Genomic DNA, 18,555 nt, shown 5'->3' on the forward strand with positions numbered 1-18,555 from the left:
ATGACCGACTACGCCAACCTCTTCCGTCTTGACGGGAAACACGCGGTCGTCGTCGGCGCAGGCAGCGGGATCGGCCGGGAAAGCGCTCTCGCCCTGGCAGCCCAGGGCGCCCGAGTCACCTGCGCCGACCGCGATCTCGCAGCCGCCGGGGAAACAGTGGCCCGCGGCAACCAGCTCACGGCGTACGGGCTGGATGTCCTGGACCCACAGGCGATCGTCAACGCGGCCGACGATCTGGGTGACGTGGACGTGCTGGTGTTCACAGCCGCGACCAACGTCCGCAAGCGCATCCTCGACTACACCGGGGAGGAGTTCGATCGCGTCGTCGCTCTCAACCTTCGTGCGTCCTTCGACCTGATCCGCGCATTCGGTGGCCCGATGGCAGAACGCGGCAGCGGCAGCATCATCGGCTTCAGCTCCATCCGTGCAACCACTGTCGAGCCCGGCCAATCGGTGTACGCGGCAACCAAAGCCGGCCTCGTCCAACTCCTCCGTACCGCGGCCGCCGAGCTCGGCCCCAACGGCGTACGCGTGAACGCCATCGCCCCCGGCGTCGTCGAAACCCCACTGACCGCACAGATCAAGAACGACAAGGCCTGGTACGACGCGTACGCAGCGAAGAGCGCTCTCGCGAGATGGGCCACCCCGGACGAACTCGCCGGCGCCGTCGTCTACCTCGCCTCGGACGCAGCATCCTTCGTCACCGGCAGCGTCCTCCACGTAGACGGCGGCTGGACCGCGATAGACGGCCGTTTCAACCCGCCGAACTGACCAAGACCAACGCCGACCCGACCCCGACCGAGACCCCGAGCGTCTGGAGCCCTGATGACCGACAACCTGGCAGATCTGACCGCCGTCGAACTCATCTCGCGCTACCAGGAGCGTTCCCTGTCTCCGGTCGAGGTGACCGAAGCCGTACTCGCCCGAGTCGAAGCACTCGAGCCCAAACTCTTCGCGACCTACGCCCTCGACCCCGACGCAGCGCGAGTCGCCGCCCGCGAGTCGGAGTACAGATGGCAGCACGGCCAGGCAGGTCCACTCGACGGCGTACCGGTGACCATCAAGGAAAATATCGCAACCCGCGGCACACCGGTCCCGCAAGGTACGGCCGCCACCGAACTCATCCCCGCGACCGAAGACGCGCCGGCCGCAGCCCGGCTGCGCGCCGCCGGCGCCGTGATCTTCAGCAAGACCACCATGCCGGAGTACGGGATGCTCTCCTCCGGCGTCTCCACCTTCCACCCCCTGACCCGCAACCCCTGGAGCCTCGCCCTGACCCCAGGCGGTTCCAGTGCGGGTGCCGCCGCCGCGGGCCGCCGCCGGGTACGGCCCCATTCACATCGGCACCGACATCGGCGGCTCGATCCGCCTCCCCGCCGGTTGGTGCGGGATCGTCGGCCTCAAACCGACCCACGGCCGAATCGCAGTCGGAAACCCCTACCCAGGCAGGGCAATTGGCCCATTGACCCGTACCCCGGCCGACGCCGCTTTGGCGCTGGCCGTCATGACCGGCCCCGACCGCCGCGACCAGACCTCGCTACCGGACGTCCCGGGAAACGCAGAGAGCGCTCTCGCCCCGATCTCACTCAAGAACCTCAAGATCGCCCTGCTCCTGGACGGCGGCCCGGGTCTCCTCGTGGACCCGGAAGTCGCCGCAGCCGTCTCCGCCGCAGCCAAACTCCTCGAAGAAGCCGGCGCCACAATCGTCCCCCTCGCGCCGATCCTGACCCGCGAAATGCTCGACGGCCTCGACACCTTCTGGCGCGTCCGAAGCGCCGTTGACCTGCGCGCGCTCCCCGAAGATCGCCGCGCCAAGGTCCTGCCCGAAATCCGCGAATGGGTCTCCAAGGCAGCCGACTACACCCCGTTCGAAGTTCTGCAGGGCTACTCGCAAATCCAGGCCATCGCCACAGCCGTCGACACCGCCTTCGCCGACTACGACTTCATCATCTCGCCGGTAGCGCCGATCACCGCATTTCCCGCCGACCTCGCCTACCCCAGCCGCGACCCCAATAAGCCTTTCGAACACATCGCCTTCACCATCCCGTACAACATGTCCGCCCATCCCGCCGCCTCGGTGAACTGCGGCTACTCCACCACCGGTCTCCCCATCGGCCTCCAAATCGCAGCCCCCCGCTTCCGGGACCACGCAACCCTGTCCTTGGCCGCAGCCCTCACCTCCCTGCTGCCCGCCGCCCGCGCCTGGCCGACACCCTGACCCACTGACGCCCTCGGCCGACCCGTCGACGCCCTCGGTCGACCCGTTGACGCACTTCGGAATGACCTTGGCCGAGATGACGAGTTGCAAAAGTTTGCAATTCAGCACATAGTGATGTTGTCGCCTGGTGAGGAGAGCGTGATGGAGGCAGGGGAGTTCGCCACCGACCTGCGACGGCGGGTCCACGAGGCTCGTCAGGCACTGCGAGTGGCTGAGAGCGAGAGCGATTTCTATGCGGTCGACGTACGGACCGGCGAGCTGAACAGCTTGCTCCGGATGGCAGCCGAGAACGGTGTGACGATCGAGCCCGCCGCCACCGATCGAGGGCCGACCGAGGCATGACCGGTAAGGCGGTTCCGCTCTATCAGGCCAAGGCGGAGTTCTTCCGGATGCTCGGCCATCCCGTACGAATCCGCGTGCTCGAGCTGCTGCAAGACTCACCTCGGCCGGTCCGCGAACTGCTCGCCGACCTCGCCATCGAGCCTTCCAGCCTTTCCCAGCAACTCGCCGTACTGCGGCGGTACGGGATCGTCGTGTCACGTCGTGAAGGTTCCACCGTCGTCTACGAGATCGCTAGCAGCGATGTCGCGGAGCTACTCAGAGTCGCTCGCCGGATCCTCACCGATCTGATCTCCGGCCAGAACGACCTGCTCACCGAGCTTCGCGATCACGAGTCCAGCCTCGGATGAGTGCGCCCCTCGGCCGGGTTCTCGCGCTGCTGCCCGGAAGGCAGGATCTGCGGGCGATGCTCCGCCAGCCGCGGCGCGATCTGGTCGCCGGTGTCACGGTGGCAGTTGTCGCCCTGCCGCTCGCGCTCGGTTTCGGAATCTCGTCCGGAGTCGGTGCGGCCGCTGGTCTGACCACCGCGGTGATCGCCGGCGCCCTCGCCGCGGCATTCGGTGGATCCAACCTGCAGGTATCCGGTCCGACCGGAGCGATGACCGTAGTACTGGTGCCGATCATGCACGCCCACGGTGCGAGCGGAGTGCTGACGGTCGGGCTGATTGCCGGTCTCCTCCTGATCGCCCTGGCCATTGCCCGCGCCGGTCAGTACATGGCTTTCGTACCGGCTTCCGTTGTCGAAGGTTTCACGCTGGGAATCGCCTGTGTGATCGGACTCCAGCAACTTCCGGCGGCGCTGGGAATCGAGAAGCGCGACGGCGATCAGGTAGTGGTGATCGCTGCTCGGGCCGTGGGGGAGTTCGCCCAGCATCCGAACTGGACCGCTGCCGCGATCGCCATTGGAGTGGTCGCACTCATCCTGGTCGGGGGCCGGTGGCGGCTCAGTCTGCCGTTCTCCTTGCTGGCGGTAGTTTCCGGAACGCTCTTGGTCGAGGCGACTGGGCTGAACACCGCTCGAATCGGGGCCTTGCCGTCCAGGCTGTCCGCACCATCGCTGGGTTTCCTGGACCTCTCGACGGTCCCGACCTTGGTGGGTCCGGCTGTTGCGATCGCCGCGCTCGCAGCTCTGGAATCCCTGCTGTCGGCGGCTGTCGCGGACGGGATGGGAGTCAGCCACAAACACGACCCGGATCGCGAACTGTTCGGGCAAGGTCTCGCCAATCTGGTGACACCGTTGTTCGGCGGCGTACCGGCTACCGGCGCGATCGCCCGTACTGCGGTGAACGTCAGATCAGGAGCCGGTTCACGATTGGCCGCGCTCGTCCACGCCGCGGTCCTGGCCGCCATCATCTACACCGCCGCACCCCTGGTCGGACGGATCCCGCTGGCGGCGCTGGCCGGAGTACTACTGGCGACCGCGGTACGGATGGTCGAGGTCGGTTCGGTGCGGGCGATGGCCCGTGCGACCCGATCCGACGCGGTGGTCCTGGCCTTGACCGCGATCGCCACGTTGGCGTTGGACCTGGTGAAAGCAGTTCTGCTCGGGCTGGTTGTCGCCGGCGCACTGACCCTGCGGGCGGTCGCGCGGAGCGCCAGTCTGCGGCAGATGCCACTCCATCCGGACCTACCCGGCGATCACACGCAAGAGGAACGCGCGTTGCTGGACGAGCACATCGTCGCCTACCGGATCGACGGACCACTGCTGTTCGCCGCTCACCGCTTCCTCCTGGAGTTGTCCGAAGTCGCCCACATGTCGGTGGTGATCTTGCGGATGTCGGCCGTGACGGCGATCGACGCCAGCGGTGCACTGGTCCTCAAGGACGCGATCGAGAAGCTTCAGCACCGCGGCATGATCGTCCTGATCTCGGGTATCAAGCCCGGTCATCACCGGCCGCTGGATGCCCTCGACGTGATCGACCGGCTCCGGCAGTGCGACCGGGTCTTCGCCACCACTCCGGAAGCAATCACGGCCGCTCGAGCCCATCTCCATGACGCTGGACTGCTGGTCGATCAGCAGTCGTCCTAGTACTTGCCGTAGATCTGGACCTTGGTGCCGATGGGGGTTTCGGCGAAGATCTGGTGGATCTGGGGGCGCATCACGCGGACGCAGCGGTGGCTGGCGGGGTAGGTCTTGACGAGGGAGTTGACGCGGGAGCCGTGCAGGGCGATGCCCGGACGGTCCTTGAGGAAGTAGAGCGAGTCGTACATGTAGGCGTCCTCGTACAGGCTGCTCTCGTGCGCGCCGGCGTACTTGCGCCAGACCTTGCCGGTGCGGTTCGGCGTCTCGTACCCCGGTCCGCCGGTCGACACCCAGACGATCCGGCGGTAGGTGTTCTTGACGACCTGGTAGAGCACGAGGCACGTCTTGTTGACGTAGATGCCGGTCGCCTTCGTCGGGACCGGCTTGGCCGTTGCCGAGAGCACCGACTTGATGTCGGCCGCGGTCAACGGGCCGCGGCTGATCGGGAGTCCGGCCGTTTCGCGGTAGGCGCAGAGGGCCTGCCGGGCGCGCTTGGTGATCTCGCCGTCGACGTCGCCGACCGGGTAGCCCCAGGAGTCGAGCTTGCGTTCCACCAGCAGTGCCTGCGATGCCGGCTTGGCCGGGGGCTTCGGGGGCTTCGGCGGATTCGGTGGCTTGACGGTCGGCTTGCTCGTCGGGGAAGTGGTGGGCTTCGCGCTGGGGGTGACCGCGGTCGTGCTCGGCGTCGTCGTCGGGGTACTGGTCGGCGTCGAAGTGGGAGTCGCGCTCGTGCTCGGGGAAGTCGGCGTACTGGTCGGCGTCGTACTTGGCGACGTCGGCGTACCTGGGTCGGCCGCGACGTCGGCACACCCGGTCAGAGTGACGGCCAGCAAGACAGCTCCAGCAACGAGACCACGTCGACGAGACACGGATTCCCCTCTCCTCAGCATCCCCAGAGTCGCAGAATCGCAGCGTGACGGGCCGAAGACCCGCCGTACGGTGCGACGGCCGAGGCTAGTACCCAACAGGGTGCTTCCGGGCGGGGAATTCGCTACCCGTCACCGAACCGTTGTGATCGGTTACTGGTCGATGGCGACGGATGGATCGCTGCGAAGGCGGCTGTAGAGGTACGCATCGCGATAGTCACCCGCACGGAACTCACACGCCCGGATCACACCCTCGAACTGAAACCCTGCCTTCAGCAACGACTTCTGCTCAGCCACGTTCTCCGGCTGCGTCGCCGCCTGGATCCGCTGCACCGGCGTGTGCTGGAACAAATAGTCGGTCAACATCGCCTGCGCCCGCCACCCGATCCCACGACCCCTGTACTGCGGTCGCAGGCCGATCCCGATCTCCCAGAACTTCGTCTTGGCGTCGAAAGACCCCACGAACCAGCAGACGAACCCGGCCGTCTCGCCACCACTCTCGACAATCAGCCGACTGGTCTCTGTCCCGAGATATCCGTCCTCCTGAAACCGCCTCGCCGGCGCCTGCGCATCCCGGAACCCCTGCCAGGTGAGCCCCACCTCATCCCGCTCCACGGCAAACGTCGCGAAGTACTCGAGATCCTTCTCCTCAACCGGCCGCAGCCTCAACTCATCCACACCTCACCTTCCCCTCCCACCGGGTCACTCCCGCCCGCCCCCGGATCCCGTGTCGGAGCTGAATTGCGTGCTGCGGTAGGAGCGGACGTACAGGAGTTGCGGAACTTCCCGCCAGACCGGTTGCCGGTCGAACTGCTGCGGCTCACGCAGCTGATCGACGACGAGCCCCGCGCGGGTCAACGCGGCAACGTACGTGCTGAGCATCCGGTGATGAGCCCCTACGGGAAGCGCGTCATTGTGCAGACCCGGGCCATCCCAGTAGCCCTCGTCGAAATACCGCCCGACCGTACGCCGAGCGCTCTTGTTCACGTGGTCGACGAGATCGCCGGTCGCAGGCGTCTTGAAGCACGGGTGCGTGATCACGAAGACGAACCAGCCGCCCGGTCGAAGTACTCGCGCAACGGACTGCACCGCACGATCGAGGTCCGGAATATCCATCAGCGCCATATAGCAGACGGCCCCGTCGAACGACTCGTTCTCGAGCCCTTCGAGTGTGTGCGCATCCCCTGGGAAATAGGAGATTCCGAACGGCTTGGCCTCCTCGTGCCGGCGCGCCAGGGCAACGAGACTCTCAGACAGATCAACCCCAGTGACCTGAGCCCCTCGGGAAGCCAGGTACCGCGCCTCCCGTCCCTGCCCGCACGCAACCGAACAGACCCGTTGACCTTCAATCTTGCCAACCAACTCCTCGAAGGTGGCATCGGCAAGCATCGAACCCTCACCAACCCACGCGTCATACTCCGCAGCTACACGGTCATACGTCGCCTCGACACCCACAGTCCGACCTCCTGCCCACTAGTCGAATCCGCCGCCTTCGCGGGGACGGCACTCGTTGATCATGCCAACGAACTCATGGTCCGGATCGATCCCATCGGCGACGGCGGTGTTCCACCCGGTTTGAGACTTTTGAGCATTGCCTTGGTGCGGATAGCGATCAAAGTCTCCATAGGGACCTTCAAGGATACGATTTAGGCACATGAGCCAAGACATTGAAGACTTCGTACCCTCGGCCTGTGAACTGCTGGCGCTCGGTGAGCCCACGCACCAGGAACCCGCCTTCGGATCGATCCGCAACGACCTGTTCGCATCGCTGGCGAACCATGGTTTCCGGTCCATCGCCCTGGAGACCGACCGAGTTTCGGCCCTTGCGGTGAACGACTTCGTCCAGGAAGGAACGGGCACCCTCGACACGGTGATGAGTGAAGGCTTCACACACAACTTCGGAGACCTCGAGGCCAACAGACGACTGGTGGCCTGGATGCGCGAATACAACGAGGGCCGTACCACGGAAGAACGGTTGGCTTTCCACGGCTTCGATGCTCCGACCGAGAACACCAGCGCACCCAGCCCCCGGCGTTATCTGGAATACGGACGCGACTACTTGGGTCTCGACCTCGACTTCGCGAACCTGCTCGGCGCTGACGAACGGTGGAGCCGCGAGGAGGCGATCCTCGACCCGGCGATGTCGATCGGCGACAGCGCCGAGGCGCCGCAACTGCGAGCGATCGCCGACGACCTGCTCTTCTCGCTCTACCTGCGCGCCCCCGAACTGATCGCGGCGACCTCACGCGCGGACTGGTACCGAGCCCGCACACATCTCACCGCCGGACTCGGTCTGCTGCGCTACCACAAGCAGGCCGCCCAGCGGATCGAGGAGGGTGCACGGATATCCCGCCTCGTTGCCGCCCGCGACGCGCTCATGGCCGAGAACCTCCTGGACATCCGCGGTATCGAGGAGCAACGCGGCGCGACCCTGGTCTTCGCGCACAACGTTCACCTGCAACGCAATCTGAGCACGATGCGGATGGCGGGATTGGACCTCGACTGGTCCTCAGCCGGCGCCATCGTGAGCTCCCTGCTGGACTCGCGATACGCCGTGATCGCCGGCAGCCTAGGGCGCAGCGAAGCCCTCGGACTCGGCGAACCCGACCCGAACACCTACGAAGGCTTCCTACAACGTCGCATCACCACGGCGGCGCGTTCGAGCGACGGCGCCGGCCCGAGCTCGCCCACCTGGGGCCTGACAACCGCGGCTGCGATCCCTCGTGCACACAAGCGCACAGAAACACTGGGCCCCGGTAAGAGCTACTTCCCCTTGGAGCAACCACTCATCGACTCAGCCGACGCAGTCCTGCACATCAACGCCGCCCCGGTCACCACTGCACACAACTAGGCCAACGTGACCTTGAGACCGAGCCGTCCGCGGCCTCGCGAGTCGACGGCGACACCGCCGTCGACTGGTTGTCGTGCTTTCGGTCAGAGGCCGAGGTCGCGCAGAAACTCAGGCTTGTAGGCCTGCAGTACGACGTACCGCGGGTCCGGCGTCTCGACCCCGTCGTAGCTCGGCTCGGCCGCGTCGGCCCCGTCGAGTGCCGTGCTCGGGTCCACCCACTCCTGCTTCGCGTGGCTCCAGCGGGTGAGGGTGTAGCTGGCGCTCAGGTGATCCGCGCTGACAACCTCCCGTACGGCGCTCTCAGCCTGAAGACCGTCGTCCTCGGAGTTCGCGTAGATCATCAACCGCGACCCGTCCCGGGTCACCGTCACGTTGCCGCCCAGCCGCTTGCGAGCGTCGTCGTCGAGATCAAGCGCCCGCAACCGCTCCCAGAACGACAACCCGTGCTCAGCGCCGTTCAGCTCAACCTCAACCCGAAACTCATCAGCCATGCCCACACCCTACCGATCCCCACCCTCTCGCCCACGCATCCCTTGCCCCAGCCCCATCCCACGCCGCCCCCACGTTCGCCCCGCGGCAGCCGTCGGCCAGCATCGGTCGATTGCTGACGGTGACATCTGGGACCGAAGAATCCGCCTGGTTCAATCGCGTAGACTTCTGAGTCATGGAGCTGAGGCATCTCGAACACTTCGTCGCCGTCGCCGAGCAGAAGCACTTCACCCGGGCGGCCGAGGCGATGTCGATCTCGCAGTCCGGCTTGTCCGCGTCGATCCGCGCCCTCGAACGCGAGCTCCACACCTCCCTCTTCGTCCGCAACACCCGCAGCGTCGAACTCACCGAAGCCGGCCGGGCCCTCCTCTGCGAAGGCCGCCGGACCCTGGCTGCCGCCGAGGCCGCGAAGGACGCGGTTGCCGCAGTACAAGGCCTTCTCCGCGGTCACCTGTCGGTCGGCCTAGAACAGTGCCTCGGCGTAGTCGACGTACCGGCCCTTCTGGCGAAGTTCCGCTCTGCTTACCCAGGCGTCGAGATCGAAGTACGGCAGGGCGGCTCCACCCCCATGCTCGACGAGCTGGCCTCCGGTCGCCTCGACGTCGCCTTCGTGGCCACAGCCGGCCACCCCATCCCTGGCCTGGACCTCCGCCCGGTTTCCACGGAGTCCATGGTCATGGTCTGCTCCGCCGAACACCGCCTGGCCTCGGCCGCCGCGGTCGCCCTCCCGGACCTGGCGGGGGAGTCCTTCGTGGACTTCGACCCCACCTGGGGCGCCCGTTCCATCTCCGATCACGCTTTCGCGTCCGCCGGCGTCGCCCACCCCATCACCATCGAGGTCAACGACGTCCACACCCTCCTGGCCCTCGTCAGCCACAACCTGGGTGTGGCCCTGGTCCCGGAGCGCATCGCTGCCAAACGGGGCGACCACATCACCGTGCCGCTGGAGCCCAACTCCGCAGACCCGTGGCAGGTCTCGGTCGCGATCCCGACCGGCTCGGCAGCCTCCCTGGCGGCCGACGCCCTGATCGGCATGCTCCCGACCACCCTCACCTAAGGCACTAGCTAGCCTTCTCCGTATGGCACGCAAGCGCGACGACTCCCAGGCCAAGCTGTTGGAGCAATTCCAAGCGAGTCTCACCGGACTGAACGCCGACCAGCTACGCGGACTGCTTCCGCAGATCCTGGCCGCGGCTGCGACGCCAGGAGTGGATGCATTCGAGCGGCCACCGGTACCGTCGAGGCGGCGACCCCGCCGTGATGACGTGGTCACCTACCAGGTACGGGTCGATCTCGAAGGCACCAAGCCTCCGCTGTGGCGACGGTTGGAGCTTTCGTCTGACCTGCTCCTGAACGAGGTCCACGACATCCTGCAGGTCGCGTTCGGCTGGACCGACAGCCATTTGCACGAGTTCGCCTCGGGTAAGGACTATTACGACCGCGCGGCGGAGCACTATCTTTGCCCGTTCCAAGCTGAGGAAGGCGAGACGGGCATTCCGGAAGAGGACGTGCGTCTCGACGAAGTGCTTGCGAAACCGGGTGACAAACTCTTCTACCTGTACGACTTCGGCGACGACTGGACGCACGTCATCAAGCTCGAGGCCGAGCGGCCGCGGGACGAGTCCGCTCCCAGCGCCGTCTGTACCGACGGCCGCCGTCCTGGCCCAAGCGAGGACTGCGGAGGGGTACATGGCTACGAGCTGATTGTCGCGGCCGTCGATCCCCGCCACCCCGAGCACGCCGAGGCCGTCGCCGGGTACGCCCAGCTGTACGGCGCCGATGCCGACCCCAGCGGATACACGCCAAACCCGCTCGACCTGGAATGGATCAACAAGACCCTGGCCGATCCCAGCCGCCGCCGACTGGCCCTGCTCGAATCGTCCGGTCTTCCGGGTCCGCTCGGCGAACTCGCGGACGCAATCCGCTCCCAAGAGCACAGAGCCTTGTTCCAGCAATTGATCGAGGACGCTGACCTGGACGCGCCGGTTGAGATCGACGCCGATACCGCGGCGCAGATGGTCTCGCCGTACGGCTGGCTGCTGAATCGCGTCGGCGCCGACGGCATCAAGCTGACCGGGGCGGGCTACCTGCCCCCAGCCCACGTCAAAGCAGCCATGGCCGATCTCGGACTCGGTGAAGCGTGGATCGGTAAGGGCAACCGTGAGATCCAGACCATGCCCGTGCTGCACCTGCGAGAATCGGCACAGGCGATGGGCCTGCTGCGCAAGTACCGCGGAACGCTGTCGCTCACAAAGCGTGGACAGGCCGTCCGCGATGACCCGCTCGCACTCTGGTGGCATCTGGCGGACCACATGCCACCGGCCTCCAGGGACGACTGCGAAACCCAGGCCGGGATCATCTTTCTGGCCGCTGTGGCCGCACAGTCCACTATCAACCCGAACCGAACGGGCGCGGAGATTCTCGGCGCGGTCGGCTGGATGGGCATCGACGGAGCGCCGATGACACCATCGATGGCGGCCCAGGCGGCTTGGGACGCCAGTACGGTGCTCTACCGCCTCGGTGCCTACATCGATGAGCCAGGCGTCGTGGGTCGGTCATACACACCCACACCGCAAGGCGTGACGTTCGCTCGAGCCGCCCTGCGCAGCTTGCGCGGCACCGCGTAGTACCGGTCCTCGAGGAGTCTGAGCAGTCCGCAGCGGAGTCACTCGTCATCACCGCACAGGAGCTCTCGAGACAAACCGCCCGTACGCCGGCTGTCGGCGTACGGGCGGTTCAGCGTGCAGCTCACCAGCGCAGTCACCAGGCGTAGTCCTCGGGGGCGGTCTTGTACCCCGGGAAGATCTCGTCGAGCTTGGCCAGGGCCTTGTCGTCGAGCTTCACGTCAACTGCCCGTACTGCGGACTCGAGCTGCTCCATCGTCCGCGGCCCCACGATCGGCCCGGTAACGGCCGGCTGGTGCAGCAACCACGCAAGCGCGACATCGCCCGGCTCGTGCCCAAGCTCATCGGCAAGCGCCTCGTACTTCTCAATCTGCGGCCGCAGCTTCTCGAGTGCCTCCTTAGCACGACCCTCGGTACGGCGTACGCCCTCGTTCTCCTTACGGAGCACACCGCCAAGAAGCCCACCCTGCAGCGGCGACCACGGGATGACACCGAGGCCGTACTCCTGTGCAGCCGGCAGCACCTCGCGCTCGACATCGCGCACGATCAGGTTGTAGATCGACTGCTCGCTGACGAGTCCCGTGAAGTTCCGCTTCTCGGCGGCAGCCTGCGCCTGGGCGATGTGCCACCCGGCGAAGTTGCTGCTTCCGGCGTACAGGATCTTGCCCTGCTGTACGGCAACCTCGATCGCCTGCCAGATCTCCTCCCACGGAGTCTCGCGGTCGACGTGGTGGAACTGATACAAGTCGATGTAGTCCGTCTGCAGCCGCTTCAAGCTCGCGTCGAGCGCGCGGCGAATGTTGAGCGCCGACAGCTTGCCCTCGTTCGGCCACTCGTCCATGTCGCCGTAGAGCTTGGTGGCCAGAACCGTCTTCTCACGGTTCTTCGGATCCTTCGCGAACCAGCGCCCGACGATCTCCTCCGTCGCGCCCTTCCCGACGCTCCGGCCGTACACGTTCGCAGTGTCGAAGAAGTTGATCCCCTTCTCATGCGCCGCATCCATGATCGCGTGCGAGTCGTCCTCGCTGGTATGAGGCCCAAAGTTCATCGTCCCCAGGCAAATCCGGCTAACACTAAGACCAGTCCGACCAAGATGAGTAAATTCCATACCTCCCAACCTCGCTCACCCCCGCTGAGACTTCCAACAGAAGAATCAACTCAGTTCGATCACTCGTTCTTCTGAGTTCCGCGCCGAGGAGCCGTGGAGACCTGAGCGGTTGGCGCCGTGCTGCGTGGTTGTGGCCGGGGGACGGGTCACTTGTCGCGGCCGAGCTGATCGAGTTCGGCGCGGTATTGCTCGAGGTCGAAGGGTTGACGATCCACCAAGCCGGCGTGGACATGCGTGATGACCAGCGCTCCGATGGCGTGCAGGATGTTGTGCCTGTCCTCACCGAGGTCGCGGAGTCTGCGCGCCGCCTGCCACACCTCTGGCGGGTCGTTGTCCCACAGTTGGTTCGCGACGATCTCATGCATCGCAACGTGCAACCGTGGGTTCACGCCGTCGATCTCACCCTCGAAGCCAGGGTCCGCGATAGCGTCGTGGTACTCGGGATGGTCGCCCTCGATCGACAGACCGCGTTCGTCCGCCGAGGGCCGGGTCGAGGTCCAGGTCCAGGTAGTCGTCGTCACCGATTCGGGTGTCGGAGTACGGCATCGTGAACGTCCGCCGCTCGGTGGCCTCCTTCAGGTCTTCGGCATCGACCGACCTGGCTGGTCCGTCCACCGCCGCGAGTCCGGCCGGCCTCCGAGATTGCTGCTGCGGACGCTTCTTCTGCTTAGAACGAACCCGGCTCTTCGGCATGGCCCAACTCTCGCAAGCCCACCGCGCTGAAGCCAACTAGGGTCCCCGGAGTACTCCTCCCGCACCGTGAGATGTTCAATCACTAGTCCTTCTGAATCTGAGCAGCCCCGGTACGACGTGCCGCGGGTGCCGGTCGCGGTCACGCTGAGGTCCTAGGCTCGTCGCTATGGCGATGACCAAGTTCGACGTCGGCGGCTACAAGCTTGCAGCTGAGATCTCGGGGAAAGGGTCGCCAATGGTCGTCTTCATCTCCGGCAGCGGCGGCGCCGGCGACTCCTGGGACGCAGCCATCTCGGCGATGCGGTCATCGACGACCCTCGTGACCTACGCCCGTGCCGGAATCGGCGACAGCGAGATACCGGCCGACCCAGCGGCGCGCACACTTGGCGCCGCCTCGGAGGAGTTGCGCCAGCTACTCGCGGCGACCGACCTCGCGGGACCGTTCATCCTGGTCGGCCACTCGCTCGGAGCCCTGATCGCCCTGATCTTCGCCGCGCAATGGCCAGTCGCCGGTCTTGTCCTGGTCGATGCCACTGACATCCACTTGAACCTGGACATCGACGAACCGATTCTCGTCGCGGCCGATGGCGAGAGGGAGGGCCACCTGTCGTACGACGTGGTTGCGAGCGTGGACGAGGTCGCGCGCAGCAGACGCCCCCTCGACGTACCGAGTGTTGTCATCGCCAGCCGCGTCCGCCGCTGGCTCGACCTAGCAGACCTTAAGCCCTGGCAACCCTTCAGCCTCGCCGAACTCGACGAACGATGGCAGCGCCACCAGCAATCGTTGGCCGCCGACCTAGGCGCCACCCACAAGGTCGCCCGCTTCGGCGGCCACAACATCCAGAACGACGACCCAACCATCGTCGCAAATTCGATCGACGACCTCATCACCACTGCTCGTCGGCGGTGAATCCATCCGGCATCGACTCGAGTGCCCTCCGGCCGGACATCGGATGGAGGTTCAGAAACTCTTGATCGTCAAGCCCGCTGCCGCACACGCACGCTGAAGATGACCGACCGCGCAGAACGGCCGTCCAGCCAGCGCTCCCATGCTGCGATCTGAGGCGGCTCACTTGGTAGCGAGAGCACACCGATATACCCGCCCGACTGGTCCACTAGTTCGGGCCAGGGCCGCCCATGCTCGCCCATGACGTCATCCTGCATCTGATAGGTCGCGTACCAGCACGCTTGTTCCGTCCCGCCCTCCAGATGTAGCGGAAAACTCGTTCCCACCGCGAACGGCTATGACGCTCTCGGGCCGCTCGTAGCATCGAGACCGGACCACTGCGGATCGATCCGGAACTCGATCATCAAGCCCGTCTCGGCGAAGTCAGCCGAGATGCGCTCGGCAACAAACTGGGTCGCCGAAGCGATCCTCTCTTCGGTCCATGTCTCCACGAGCATGATCACACCAGCCTGCACTTGATGAAGAATTTCTGAACAACGCCGGCGTTGGCATCATATGAGGCGCCGGTCGCCACCACATCGGGACTTTCATTTTGCACCACGAGGTTCGTATGACTCTCCTCCGACGGAGGAACGGCTGGCGACATCGATGGTCAGCACCTGTCGAGATCCCGCCATCAGGCCCTGTACCTGAGCACCCTATTCATAGCTGCTCAATGACCCTCTGGCCGAGGCATCGAACTGGCAAGGCCAACTCCGTCAGCTCTCCGCTGTCGGCGAAGCGGAGAAATCGCACAGCTGCAGCGAGTGTCGCAACGCGTCCGCTGGGTGTGTCCAGGAAGTGCATGAGCGTACGGCGGATGCTTTCGGCGCTGACCGGATACGTCAGGGTTGTGCACAGGAGAGTTGCAGCGTCGTACCCCGCCGGTGCCTGGCCCCACGTCTCCCAGTCGAGGATGACGAGGCGCGGGGCCGTGAGGTCCGCGCCTTCATCACCGCCACAGACGGCCACACCAGCAAACTCACCCGCCCCCAGAAGGGCCGCTTCGTAGCCCTCTGCTGGATCGGCCAGATCTACAAACACATCCCAGACCCCAAGCCGGCCTACGTTGCCGACTGGGACGACCTCCCCGACTGGCAACAACAAACCGACGCCGACATCTTCAACCACATCGAGCGGTCCGCGTCGCCTCGTCGAATCGCTCAGAGCACCCGGGGCAGTCCGTCCCTCCTACTCCGACTGCTTCGGTTTGATGTTCCTCGGCGGTGATCGGGCGGGTCAAGCACGCTTTCCAAGACGGGAAAGCCCACTGCCTGGGTCTGCGAGCTAGGCAACGACCGAAGCCGCCTGGAAGAGGTCAGTTGGCATGGGGTGCTCCAGTTTCCAAGTTATGGCGATTGGGCGGTCGCCAGTATGGCTTGTGTACATGGCGGGGCCAAGGAAGACATAGGGCGAGGTACCCAGGTCATCTTCGTTGTGTTCGCGGGCGAAGATGAAGATGTTGGACCCGTGCTCGCGGTGGTTGATATAGCGCTGGCCGGTCGGGGAGGTCACCGAGGTAGTGCTCTGTGATTCCCAATGGAACAAGGTCGGACTGATCGCATAGTCGCGGTACATCGTCGTCGGGGAGTAGTCGGCCTCAGACTTCGTCAGCGTGACTAGGAACGCATCGGTGTCAGTCTCCTGAGAGAACAGGACACCCTGTCGGAAGATGCTCGGCCGGCGGTTCAGCGTCGCGTAGTTGAGAGCAGCCAGGATCTCCTCGCGCTGGTAGCGAGCGTGGATGCGAAGGGCCAGGCTGCCGAGCTGGCCGCTTAGTTGAAGAGTGCGGTGGCGCGCGCGGTCCATCGTGTAGTCGATAACTGCAGTCAGCTCGTCGCGTACCGCTCGTTCCGTCCGAAGTGCCTGCAGACCGGCGTCATACGTCGGAAATCCGCCGCCACTCGGCCAGAGCGAGAAGAACAACATCCGCGCCTCCTGGCGCTGGCTGTCACTCAGATCTCCGTACGACGGCGCGTCGTCTGCCAGCAGCATCCGATACGCGCGCATCCGGGCCGGATCGTCGACATGGGCCAGCGCGCGTACTCGTCGCAGAAGGGCAGACTCCTGATCGCCACCTTCACGGGTTGGTAAGCCGGCGTCTCTTCGAAGGGTGGTCCAACTGCGTCCACTGCGTAGAACGTCACTAAGTTCGGTACCGGATTCGTGCAGAAATGTTGGTAGATCCTGGTCGCCGTGGGCCCGCAGTTCGCCGACCATTTCCCGCCAGCGACCAGTCACCTGAGCGCGCAGATTCTTCAGGACGGCCTCCTGCGCGACCTTGTCGAGGACGATCTGGCAGCCCGACGGCAAGAAGGGGAAGCCCAGCTCGACCTGGCGCTGTAGTCCCCCGCGGGTGTCACCGGTGATTGCCTGGAAGCGCTTATCGAATCGGAACTCCTTGCGCTGATGGCCGACAAAGTCGAGAGCGGTGAGAACCGCCTTGCCCTCGGACTGGCGCAGCCCACGGCCGAGCTGCTGCAGGAACACGGTCGGGCTCTCGGTCGGACGAAGGAAGAGGACTGTATCTACCTCAGGAAGGTCCAGGCCCTCATTGAAGAGGTCGGCTGCGAACAGCGCATTCAATCGGCGGTCCTTCAGATCGCGGAGCGCCTGGTCGCGGTCAGCAATCGATGACTGGCCGGAAATCGCCCGCGCTGGAATGCCGGCGTCGTTGAAGACCTTCGCCATGTACTCGGCATGAGCGACAGAAACGCAGAAACCTAGAGCCCGCATCGCGAGGACATCGGTGAGTTTGTCCCGCAACTCCCGCAGCACGATGGCTGCACGGCGGTCGTTACCTGTGTACAGACCCTCGAGCTCTTGCTCGTCGTAGCGACCTCGCTTCCACTGGAGGTCGGCGAGGTTGGTGCCGTCGGAGATTCCGAAGTAGTGGAACGGGCAGAGGAGGTCGTCCGAGAGCGCGTCCCAGAGCCGGAGCTCGACCGCGGTACGTCCGTCGAAGTACGACTGCAGGTCGAAGCCATCGGTACGCTCCGGGGTAGCAGTCAACCCGAGCAGTTCACGAGGCTGCAGGTGATTCAGCAACTTCCGGTAGGTCGGAGCTGCGGCGTGATGGAACTCGTCTACGACCAAAATCTCGAAGGCGTCGACAGGCATGGCGGTGGCGTCGTAACTCGTCAACGCCTGGACGGAGGCGAAGACGTGCTGCCAGCGCTCTGGTCGTGCTCCCGAAAAGTACTCCTCGCCGAAGGAAGCGTCAGAAAGTACCTCGCGATAGGTGCGGAGCGATTGCTGGAGGATCTCTCGCCGGTGAGCGATGAAAAGCAAGGACGGCGGCTGGTCTCCGCGAGCTAGAGCCTCGTCGCGGAGCCGGCGATAGTCGAGTGCGGCGATCACGGTCTTGCCCGTTCCGGTCGCAGCCACCACAAGGTTCCGATGCCGATTGTGGACCTCGCGTTCGACCGCAATCGCTTCTAACATTTCCGCTTGGTAGGGCCGTGGCCGCACCTCCAAGCCTGCGAGCGTGACGGTGACGCGGTCGGTGGTTCGACGATTGCCTGCCTCAGCCAATGCATCGTCGAGGCGATCACGATCTCGATCAGGGTCGTAGGTCTCGAAAGTCGAGTCGTTCCAGTAGGTGACGAAAGTGGCGCCGAACTTGTTCAGGAGGCTCGGAGTGGCGATCCGCGAAAGGCGAACATTCCACTCAACCCCGTCCAGCATCGCGGCCCGCGACAGATTAGACGAACCCACGTATGCCGTATCGAAGCCGGTGTCCCGGCGGAAGAGCCAGGCCTTGGCGTGGAGTCGCGTCCGGAGTACGTCGTACTGGATCTTCACCTCGGCGCCGAAGTCGTTAACGAGCCGATCCAAGGCATTGCGATCGGTGGCGCCCATGTAAGTCGTAGTGATGACGCGCAGCGGGGCATTCCGGAGCCTCAGACGCTGCAGCTCAGGCTCCATCAGCCTCAAGCCGTACCACTTGACGAAGGCGCACAGTAGATCGACGTTGTCGGCTGTGTCGATCTCGGCTCGCAACTCTGAGCCGAGGGCGGGCTCGCCGTGCGCGTTGGTGAGTAGGGCTGCGTCGGACAACGGCGTACTAGGCCGAACGTCGCCCGGATCATGTACGCCGGGGCCTGCTGGCGGACGTAGGGCAAGTAGTCGTTGTGGCTGACCGTCCGGCAGCGCGTCGTCGGCAGATTCCAGACGAAGAAGAAGATCATTGACCAGCGCTAGGCGTCGAGTTTCGTCGCGAGTGCCACCCAGCACACGCAGCACGGCGTTTCCAACGTGACGAGCAAGCACCTCAGGCTGGTCAGCTTTGTCGACCCCTTCGAGCGTGGCAGCAAGCCCCTCGGCCTGCTCAAGCGAACCGAGCAAACTGTGAGTCACCAGCGCGTCGTAGATTCCAGGCTTCATCCAGTCACCACC

General features: G+C 65.2%; 18 protein-coding genes and 2 pseudogenes. 10 read left to right on the forward strand and 10 right to left on the reverse strand.

The window, feature by feature from the left end:
- The 6 genes and pseudogenes from F1D05_RS37595 to F1D05_RS37615 all read left to right on the forward strand — a co-directional run bounded on the left by F1D05_RS37595 (position 1) and on the right by F1D05_RS37615 (position 4,586).
- Positions 1-771, forward strand: coding sequence for an SDR family NAD(P)-dependent oxidoreductase (locus F1D05_RS37595; RefSeq protein WP_185444964.1), 771 nt, complete (start codon positions 1-3; stop codon positions 769-771).
- A gap of 54 nt (positions 772-825) precedes the next feature.
- Positions 826-1,251: pseudogene (locus F1D05_RS42420) on the forward strand (amidase family protein); the annotation flags it as partial.
- A 40-nt stretch (positions 1,252-1,291) separates the two neighbouring features.
- Positions 1,292-2,218: an amidase family protein gene (locus F1D05_RS37600; protein ID WP_281388877.1), complete on the forward strand. Its 927-nt coding sequence runs from the start codon at positions 1,292-1,294 to the stop codon at positions 2,216-2,218.
- A gap of 141 nt (positions 2,219-2,359) precedes the next feature.
- On the forward strand, positions 2,360-2,560 hold the full coding sequence (locus F1D05_RS37605) for a hypothetical protein (protein ID WP_185444965.1): 201 nt from the start codon (positions 2,360-2,362) through the stop codon (positions 2,558-2,560).
- Entirely contained in the window at positions 2,557-2,907 is a 351-nt protein-coding gene (locus F1D05_RS37610; RefSeq protein WP_185444966.1) for an ArsR/SmtB family transcription factor, read from the forward strand. The genes F1D05_RS37605 and F1D05_RS37610 overlap by 4 nt, the downstream gene beginning before the upstream one ends.
- Positions 2,904-4,586, forward strand: a complete 1,683-nt coding sequence (locus tag F1D05_RS37615; RefSeq protein WP_185444967.1) for a SulP family inorganic anion transporter — start codon at positions 2,904-2,906, stop codon at positions 4,584-4,586. The genes F1D05_RS37610 and F1D05_RS37615 overlap by 4 nt, the downstream gene beginning before the upstream one ends.
- On the opposite strand, the gene F1D05_RS37620 is transcribed toward F1D05_RS37615, so the two are convergent.
- The 4 genes and pseudogenes from F1D05_RS37620 to F1D05_RS41660 form a co-directional block, all read right to left on the reverse strand.
- Positions 4,583-5,449, reverse strand: a complete 867-nt coding sequence (locus F1D05_RS37620) for a L,D-transpeptidase (RefSeq protein ID WP_246486296.1) — start codon at positions 5,447-5,449, stop codon at positions 4,583-4,585. The genes F1D05_RS37615 and F1D05_RS37620 overlap by 4 nt on opposite strands.
- A 150-nt stretch (positions 5,450-5,599) precedes the next feature.
- Positions 5,600-6,124 carry a GNAT family N-acetyltransferase gene (locus F1D05_RS37625; RefSeq protein ID WP_185444969.1) on the reverse strand — a complete coding sequence of 175 codons (525 nt, stop codon included), beginning with the start codon at positions 6,122-6,124 and terminating at the stop codon, positions 5,600-5,602.
- A gap of 24 nt (positions 6,125-6,148) precedes the next feature.
- A complete protein-coding gene (locus F1D05_RS41655) occupies positions 6,149-6,328 on the reverse strand; it encodes a hypothetical protein (RefSeq protein ID WP_246486983.1) in 180 nt (59 codons plus the stop codon).
- A 141-nt stretch (positions 6,329-6,469) separates the two neighbouring features.
- A pseudogene (locus F1D05_RS41660) lies at positions 6,470-6,835 on the reverse strand (class I SAM-dependent methyltransferase); the annotation flags it as partial.
- Positions 6,836-7,100: 265 nt separating this feature from the next.
- On the opposite strand from F1D05_RS41660, the gene F1D05_RS37635 reads away from it, so the two are divergent.
- Positions 7,101-8,297 carry an erythromycin esterase family protein gene (locus F1D05_RS37635; RefSeq protein WP_185444971.1) on the forward strand — a complete coding sequence of 399 codons (1,197 nt, stop codon included), beginning with the start codon at positions 7,101-7,103 and terminating at the stop codon, positions 8,295-8,297.
- Between the two features lie 83 nt (positions 8,298-8,380).
- Here F1D05_RS37635 and F1D05_RS37640 read toward each other — a convergent pair whose 3' ends face one another.
- Positions 8,381-8,788 (reverse strand): hypothetical protein, encoded by a 408-nt coding sequence (locus tag F1D05_RS37640; RefSeq protein ID WP_185444972.1) that lies wholly within the window; start codon positions 8,786-8,788, stop codon positions 8,381-8,383.
- 173 nt (positions 8,789-8,961) lie between these two features.
- Between F1D05_RS37640 and F1D05_RS37645 the strand changes: the two genes are divergently transcribed.
- Both F1D05_RS37645 and F1D05_RS37650 read left to right on the forward strand, forming a co-directional pair.
- Positions 8,962-9,843, forward strand: a complete 882-nt coding sequence (locus F1D05_RS37645) for a LysR family transcriptional regulator (protein WP_185444973.1) — start codon at positions 8,962-8,964, stop codon at positions 9,841-9,843.
- A 22-nt stretch (positions 9,844-9,865) separates the two neighbouring features.
- Entirely contained in the window at positions 9,866-11,413 is a 1,548-nt protein-coding gene (locus tag F1D05_RS37650; RefSeq protein ID WP_185444974.1) for a plasmid pRiA4b ORF-3 family protein, read from the forward strand.
- A gap of 133 nt (positions 11,414-11,546) precedes the next feature.
- On the opposite strand, the gene F1D05_RS37655 is transcribed toward F1D05_RS37650, so the two are convergent.
- Positions 11,547-12,518 carry an aldo/keto reductase gene (locus F1D05_RS37655; protein ID WP_185444975.1) on the reverse strand — a complete coding sequence of 324 codons (972 nt, stop codon included), beginning with the start codon at positions 12,516-12,518 and terminating at the stop codon, positions 11,547-11,549.
- Between the two features lie 146 nt (positions 12,519-12,664).
- Positions 12,665-13,039 carry a DUF1841 family protein gene (locus F1D05_RS37660; RefSeq protein WP_185444976.1) on the reverse strand — a complete coding sequence of 125 codons (375 nt, stop codon included), beginning with the start codon at positions 13,037-13,039 and terminating at the stop codon, positions 12,665-12,667.
- 338 nt (positions 13,040-13,377) lie between these two features.
- Here F1D05_RS37660 and F1D05_RS37665 point away from each other — a divergent pair, with 338 nt between their 5' ends.
- Positions 13,378-14,121: an alpha/beta fold hydrolase gene (locus tag F1D05_RS37665; protein ID WP_185444977.1), complete on the forward strand. Its 744-nt coding sequence runs from the start codon at positions 13,378-13,380 to the stop codon at positions 14,119-14,121.
- Positions 14,122-14,453: 332 nt separating this feature from the next.
- Here the strand turns inward: F1D05_RS37665 and F1D05_RS39315 are convergent, their stop codons facing one another.
- The 3 genes from F1D05_RS39315 to F1D05_RS37675 form a co-directional block, all read right to left on the reverse strand.
- A complete protein-coding gene (locus tag F1D05_RS39315; RefSeq protein WP_206685990.1) occupies positions 14,454-14,621 on the reverse strand; it encodes a hypothetical protein in 168 nt (55 codons plus the stop codon).
- 199 nt (positions 14,622-14,820) lie between these two features.
- Complete coding sequence (locus F1D05_RS37670; RefSeq protein ID WP_185444978.1) at positions 14,821-15,288, reverse strand: hypothetical protein; 468 nt, start codon at positions 15,286-15,288, stop codon at positions 14,821-14,823.
- 156 nt (positions 15,289-15,444) lie between these two features.
- A complete protein-coding gene (locus F1D05_RS37675) occupies positions 15,445-18,543 on the reverse strand; it encodes a DUF3427 domain-containing protein (RefSeq protein ID WP_185444979.1) in 3,099 nt (1,032 codons plus the stop codon).
- Positions 18,544-18,555 lie beyond the last annotated feature (12 nt).

Origin of the sequence: Kribbella qitaiheensis, from assembly GCF_014217565.1 — a bacterium.
Classification (GTDB): Bacteria; Actinomycetota; Actinomycetes; order Propionibacteriales; family Kribbellaceae; genus Kribbella; species Kribbella qitaiheensis_A.